This window comes from uncultured Microbacterium sp., from assembly GCF_963521695.1.
GTDB lineage: Bacteria > Actinomycetota > Actinomycetes > Actinomycetales > Microbacteriaceae > Microbacterium.
The window spans coordinates 1-6,487 of sequence record NZ_CAUQWC010000200.1 but is presented as its reverse complement, the minus strand read 5'-3'; the positions used below and the strand labels follow the sequence as shown (position 1 = coordinate 6,487).

Here is a 6,487-nt window from a genome sequence, read left to right as displayed (position 1 = left end):
CGCGTACGCCGCCGTGGCGGCACCGGTGCGACCGTCGCCGGTCGCGCTCACCGACGCGTCGCCGGCGGGGACCGAGGCGGCGCGGGTGGTGAAGGTGTGGAACACGGTCGCCCCGGGCTGGACGGCGGGGATGAGCTTCTCGCCCCACGTCGTCTTCAGCGTCACGTCGACCGGCACCGTATCGGTGTTGGTCGCACGTACCGTCAGCGACGCCTTCTTCGCCATGCACCGCACCTCCGCGGAGGCCGTCACCGCGAGGGGAGCGGGCTCGTCGATGTCCTTGATGCGGACGTTGCGGTACGACACGGCCTCTCCGCCTCCGTGGTTCTGCAGGCCGATGAAGCCCTGCGAGAGGTCACGGGCGGGATCGGTGCTGGTGAAGTCGTTCACCAGCGTGCCGTTGAGGAAGATCTTGATGTTCTGCCCCTTCACGACGATCTCGTACGCGTTCCACGAACCGACGGGCTTGAGCGAGGACGTGACCGCCGCGGCATCCGCACCCTGGAAGGTGTAGATCGCGCCGGTGGTGCGGTCGGCGGCGTCGGTGGCATCGATCTGGATCTCGTAGCCCTGGTTCACCGCGACCCACGGGTCGCCCTTCGGGTCGGGGAAGCCGACGAAGACGCCGCCGTTGTGATCGGCGATGAGCTTCCAATCGAGCTTGAGGCTGTACTCGGACAGCTCCTCGGCCTTGTACCAGAGCAGGCCCAGGCCGCCCTCGCCCCGGATGCTGCAGTCGTTCTGGCGACCGAACCCACCGGGACCCGCCATGCGCCAGCCGGCGTTGAGGCTCTCGAGCGTGCCGTCGAAGATCGACCGATACCCGTCTTCGACCTGCGCCGGGGCGCAGATGTCGGCGGTGCCGATCGACAGGACGTCGACGTTGATGTTGCCCTTGTTGCCCGATTCGTACTTCAGCGCGACGGTGTTGGACCCGGCGACCAGCGGCATGTCCCGCGTGAGCGTCGCCCAGGTCTTCCAGTCCCCCGTCGAGGGGAAGTCCCATTTGCCGAGGTTCTGGCCGTTGACGTAAAGGTTCACGTCCTTAGAGCCGGGTGCGGGGTTCGGGCCGTTGGAGTAGCGCACGGTGACCGGGACGGTGCCCGCGGTCTCGGCGTTCACGGTGAACTCGAATGCGGAACCCGCCTGCCACATGCCGCCCGCGAAACCGGCACCGGAGTAGCCGCTGTGCTCGGAGTCGAACTTGGCCCCGCCGCTCAGGCGCGCTTCCTCCGCCTCATACCAGCCCTGGTCGGCGGGCGAGACATAGCCGGGCAGCGAGTTGAGGGTGTACCAGGCCTCCGTGCTCCACAGCTTCTCCCCGTTCGCCGCGGCGAACGGCTGCGGCGAACGCAGGTGCACGACGCGTCCCTGCTTCAGACCGTCGAAGGTGACCGTGACGGTCTTTCGATCGGCGGATGCCGTGGCGCCGGTGACCGAGAGGATCTCCTCGTCGATCTTGGGTCCGCCGTAGGTGGAGGTGGGCAGGTACCGCCACTGCTCGGCACGGTACGCCGAGCCGAGGTTCGCCACCGTCTCGTCCGACAGGGGCTGCGTGTAGGCGATCTCGAAGCCGCCCTCGACGACCTTCATGGAGGTCATGTCGAAGGTGTTCTGCGTCGCCTTCGGAACGAGCTTCTGCAGACCGTAGGTGAGCTTGCCCGCCTCACCCCAGTTGCCGCCCTCACCGGTGCCGCCGATGTACAGCGACTTGTCGGGACCCTCGATGACGCGGTTCACGCCCACCTCGAAGCCGGCCGAGTGGCGGAAGACCGCACCCTGGAACTCGCCGTCGACCTTCTCGAGGAAGGCGCGCTGCAGGCCGCCGTAGGTGACGTCGCCGAACATCATCTGACCGGCGAAGGGACCGTTCTCGATGAGGATCGGCGTGCTGGGGGAATTGCCGATCTCGTTCTGCGGGATCCACACGGCCGGCGGGGTCACGGGGTTCTGATCGAACGGCCCCGCGGGGGTGGTGTAGTGATTGAAGAAGCGGTCCTGTTCGATGTGGACGAGCTTGTTGGAGGGAAGCCACGCGCCCTGGTTGTCCATCGCGAACAGTTCGTTCTCAGGGCCGAAGGCGACGCCATTGGGCGTGCGCAGACCGCCCGCGACGTAGCTGATCGCCCCCGTCGAGCGGTTGATCTTGACCGACGTCCCGCGGTTCTTCGCCGGCTGGGGGGTGGTGGTCGCGCCGCCGTTGTCGATGGCGACCGACAGGTTGACGTAGAAGTTCTCGTCGTCGTGGATGAGGCCGAACGCGAACTCGTGGAAGTTGTTGCCCGAGGGGTACTCGGCGACCTTGCGCTTCGTCTCGTACGACCCGTCGACGTTCGTGTCGCTGAGCTCGGTGAGCTGGTAGCGCTCCGACACGTAGATCTTGTCGTCGATGACGTCGATGCCCATGGGGTTCTGCAGACCACTGGCGGCCTCGACCACGGTGACGTCCTCCGGGCCGTCTGCGGCCTGCGCGCCCTTCAGCACGAAGACCTTCCCCGGCACCGAGGTGTCCCAGCCGCCGGAGTTGACCGACCCGGTGGTGAGCACGGCGAGGTCGCCGCTGCCCAGGAACGCCAGACCCGACACCTTCGGGTTGAACCCCTCGGGGCGCAGGTTCACCAGCGTGTAGTTCGGGTTCACGGCATCCAGTCGGAGTCCGTCGCCCGCGGAATCGCTGCTCCCCTCGCAATACTTCGTGCCGGGGGCGGTCACGCGCACGACGCCGGCCTCGGTGCTGAGCACGCTGGTGGGGATCACCGTGAAGCTCGACGAGCCGGGGGTCTTCCACTCGACCGTCAGTTGCTGACCGTTGGTGGCCTCGAACATCTCCACGAAGAGGTCGTGCACCCCCACGTCGAGTGTCGCCGTCCCCTCCACCGATTCGGCACCGTGAAGGCCGTCGTTGTCGATGATCTGCGTTCCGTCGAGGGTCAAGCGCGAGCCGTCGTCGCTGGTGAGGCGGAACGCGTACTGGCCGGGCTGGCTGACGGTCAGATTCGCCAGGGCGTGCGTGACGAAGTTGTCGCCCGCGCCGAACTGCTCGTCGGTGCGCCAGTCGATCGTCGACATGAGCTTGTCGACGTTGGGCGTCTGGCCCGACTTGAGCGTGCAGAGCTCGGTCAGCGGCGGCGTGGAGTAGGTGCGAAGTGTCACGCCGGGCTCTTGCTTCGGAAGATCCGCGGGGGTGTTGACGAACGGGGTGACGGCCGCGCCGGCGGGCAGGATCGCTCCCGTCGCCACCAGCGCTCCACCGAGAAGTCCGGCCGCGAGGGTCCTCGCGACGCGGGTGCTGCGCCGGCGGGGGCCGGACAAGACAGCGGGTACGGGCATCGTTGCTCCTTTGAGTGATCGGCGGGGGCGGCGTCGACCGATGGGATCGCTCAGGTCGCCCTCGACCGTCGTCACTGTAGGAGGCTTTTGTCGATACGTCTACAAAACATGAGGTATTTCTGTTAAGTACTGCCGAAAGTGGCCGCACCGTCATCTCATAACCTCCTCGGCGCACGCTGCTGGCGGTCGGAGATGCTGTTATTCCGCCTCGAAATTGTAGCCAAGGCGGCCGTCGACAGACCGACAACTTTTGCTTGACCGCGTGCATGATGCGCACTACTGTCGCATCGAACCCGCTAAGACCGCCTCGTGACAGCGCCGCCACGAGGCTCCCCCGAGCCTGCGGCGACACGCGAAACGACCTCCTCCCCTCGTTCACCGACCGGCCCGACGCCGGCCGATCCGACCCATCCGCCGGCACCCACCGGCAGCGCCACCGTTTCGACGGTGCAAGAACGGAGCATCCATGACCCCCACCTCTCGGCGCGGCCTCTCGGCCCGCCTCGGCGTCGCCGCCCTCGGCGTCGGCATCCTGGCCGCCGTCGGCGGCGGCAGCGCGTTCGCGGCGGACGAGGACACCGTCGACGTGAGCGTCGAGATCGACCCGGCCGCCGAACCCGGCGTCCTCGCGCTCACCGTCGCCGCCGAATCGGCCGTCCTCACCGAGGATGATGCGGCGGGCACGAACCGCACCTTCTCTGGCACGTTGCCGACGGTGACGGTCACCGACACCCGCCTGCCTGAGGACGTCGACCCCGCCTCGTTCTGGTACGTCATGGGTTCGATCACCGACTTCGTCGGAAACGCCGGCCAACCCGACATCGTCTCGGCCGACGCGTTCGGGTGGTACCCGTCGATCCTCGCGGGCAACCCGTCGGGTGGCGACCAGGTCGTCGCCCCCGGCGACGACGTCGACCCCGGAACCGGCGGATTCCTCGATGCCGAGCTGCTCGCCAGCGTCGACAGCGCCGTGGATGCCGCCGGGGGCGCGTACTCGGCCACCGCCGGCCTGCTGCTGGAAACGCCCGCATCCGTGACCCCCGGTGCGTACTCGGCCACGATCACGCTGACCCTCCTCCAGGGGTGAGCTCTCCCGTCGCGTCGACGCTGGCGCGACGGGATCACCGGCGACCGACTGGCCCTGCTTCCGGCGGGATCCGTGAGGTGCGCACCGGGGCTCCGGCATGACCTCTGGTGCGGCGGCCTGCCGACATCGGCGCGGAGGCCGTGGCGGCCCACTCGACCCTGACGGCGCTATGCGGCGGGAACGGCGTCACCGCGCGTCTCGGGCGACGCGTGGCCGATCCCGCCGTCGGTCGACGCGGCGAGCCCGCGGCGGTGGCGGCGCTCGATCGCCTGACCCGCGTAGGAAGCGGCGATGATGAGCGCGGCCCCGGCGAGTCCGGGGAGCCTCACGACCTCGCCGCCGATCGCCACGCCGACAGCCAGAGCCCAGACCGGCTCGGTGCCCATGAGGATGCTCGCGCGCGTCGCCGACGTGCGCCGCACCGCCCACAGCTGTACCACGAAGGCGAAGACCGAGCACAGCAACCCCAGGAACAGCACGTTCGCCCACCCCGAAGCCGTGAGGCGACCGACCGCCGCGGGGAGGTCGGCACCCGCCACGGCCGACGACGTCACGGCGCAGACGACGAGCTGCACCAGCACGACGGCGAGCGTGCTGTCGCGACGACCGCGGGTGAGACGCGCACTGGCCGTGACGTGGAACGCGCGCACCACCGCGGCGGCGATGACGAGCGCGTCGCCGACGGCGGGCGCACGCAACCCGCCGCCCGACACGAGCAGCGCGACCCCGACGACCGCGGCGACGGCGGCGACGAAGTACGACCGCGGGAGCCACGAGCGCGAGGCGATGCTCTCGAGCACCGGGGTGAAGACGAGCGCGAGGCTGATGAGCAGACCCGCGTTGGTCGCCGAGGTCAGGTGCACCCCGGCGGTCTCGAGCCCGATCACCGCCGCCTGAGAGCACCCGAGGAGGGCCGCGATCGCGAGGCCCCGGCCGCGCGGCATCCGTTCCCGTCTGGCCAGGCAGATGACCCCGAGGGCGCCCGCGGCGACGATGAACCGCAGGGCCACGGCGGGAGCGACTCCGACCTCGTCGGTCAGTTCTTTGGCGGAGAGGAAGCTGGCGCCCCACACCGCCGCCACGGCGATGAGCAGAACATCGACGACGATCTCGGGGGCGCGGCGGGTCATGTCTCCACCGTCGCTCGACCAACCCTGAAGAACAACGGTCATCTTCTTCCGCATCACGTAAGTTCAGACTTATGGATGCCGCTCACCTCCGCCTGCTGCGCGAGCTCGGCGACCGGGGCAGCGTCGCCGCCGTCGCCGCAGCCCTCCACATCTCGGCCTCCGCCGTCTCCCAGCAGCTCGCGACCCTGCAGGCGCGCGTGCCCGTGCCGCTCACGATGCGGCGAGGACGCGTCCTGGCCCTGACCCCGGCGGGCGAGGCGCTGGCCGCGGCGGGGACCCGTGTCGACGAGGCGCTCACCGCCGCACGGGAGGCGGTGGGGGCATTCCTCGAGAGCGACCATCGGCCCGTGCGCGTATCGGCGTTCCACAGTGCGGGGCTGACGCTCTTCGGTCCTCTCCTGCGCGAGCTCGACGGCATCCCCCCGCTGCATCTCACCGACGCCGATGTCGCCCACCGCGACTTCCCGGGGCTCACCGCCGACCACGACCTGGTCATCGCGCACCGCCTGGCGCACGACGCGCCCTGGCCGCGCGATCGCGTCGTGGCGACCCCCCTCCTCGAGGAGCCCCTCGACATCGCCCTCCCGGCCGGTCATCCCCTCGCGTACCGCGACACGGTGCACGCCGCGGATCTGGCCGATGAGCGGTGGGTGTCGGTGCACGAGGGTTTCCCCCTCGCGGGCGTGCTCGATCACGTCGCCGCGCACGTCGGACGACCCCTGCGCATCGCGCACCGCATCAACGAGTTCTCGGTGACGGCCGAGGTCGTGCGCGCGGGAGCCGCGATCGCGGTCATGCCGAGGACCACGACGATCCCTCTCGCGGTCGACGGCGTGGTCCTGCGCCCGCTCGCCGACCTCGAACTCGTGCGACACGTCGACGCCCTCGCCCGCCCCGACACGCTCGCCTACTCCGCGGTCCGGCGCGTGCTGCGGGCTCT

At 69.6% G+C, this 6,487-nt stretch carries 4 protein-coding genes; 2 read left to right on the top strand and 2 right to left on the bottom strand.

Annotated elements, in window-relative coordinates; all coding sequences use genetic code 11:
• On the bottom strand, nt 1-3,330 hold a 3,330-nt coding region (locus RWP81_RS13145; RefSeq protein ID WP_314456804.1), incomplete at its 3' end, for a family 16 glycoside hydrolase.
• A gap of 466 nt (nt 3,331-3,796) precedes the next feature.
• Here RWP81_RS13145 and RWP81_RS13140 point away from each other — a divergent pair.
• Entirely contained in the window at nt 3,797-4,417 is a 621-nt protein-coding gene (locus RWP81_RS13140; RefSeq protein WP_314456801.1) for a hypothetical protein, read from the top strand.
• Between the two features lie 167 nt (nt 4,418-4,584).
• Here RWP81_RS13140 and RWP81_RS13135 read toward each other — a convergent pair whose 3' ends face one another.
• Entirely contained in the window at nt 4,585-5,547 is a 963-nt protein-coding gene (locus RWP81_RS13135) for a DMT family transporter (RefSeq protein ID WP_314456798.1), read from the bottom strand.
• Between the two features lie 71 nt (nt 5,548-5,618).
• On the opposite strand from RWP81_RS13135, the gene RWP81_RS13130 reads away from it, so the two are divergent.
• Nucleotides 5,619-6,487 (top strand): LysR family transcriptional regulator (locus RWP81_RS13130; protein WP_314456796.1); only part of this gene is annotated, 869 nt, incomplete at its 3' end.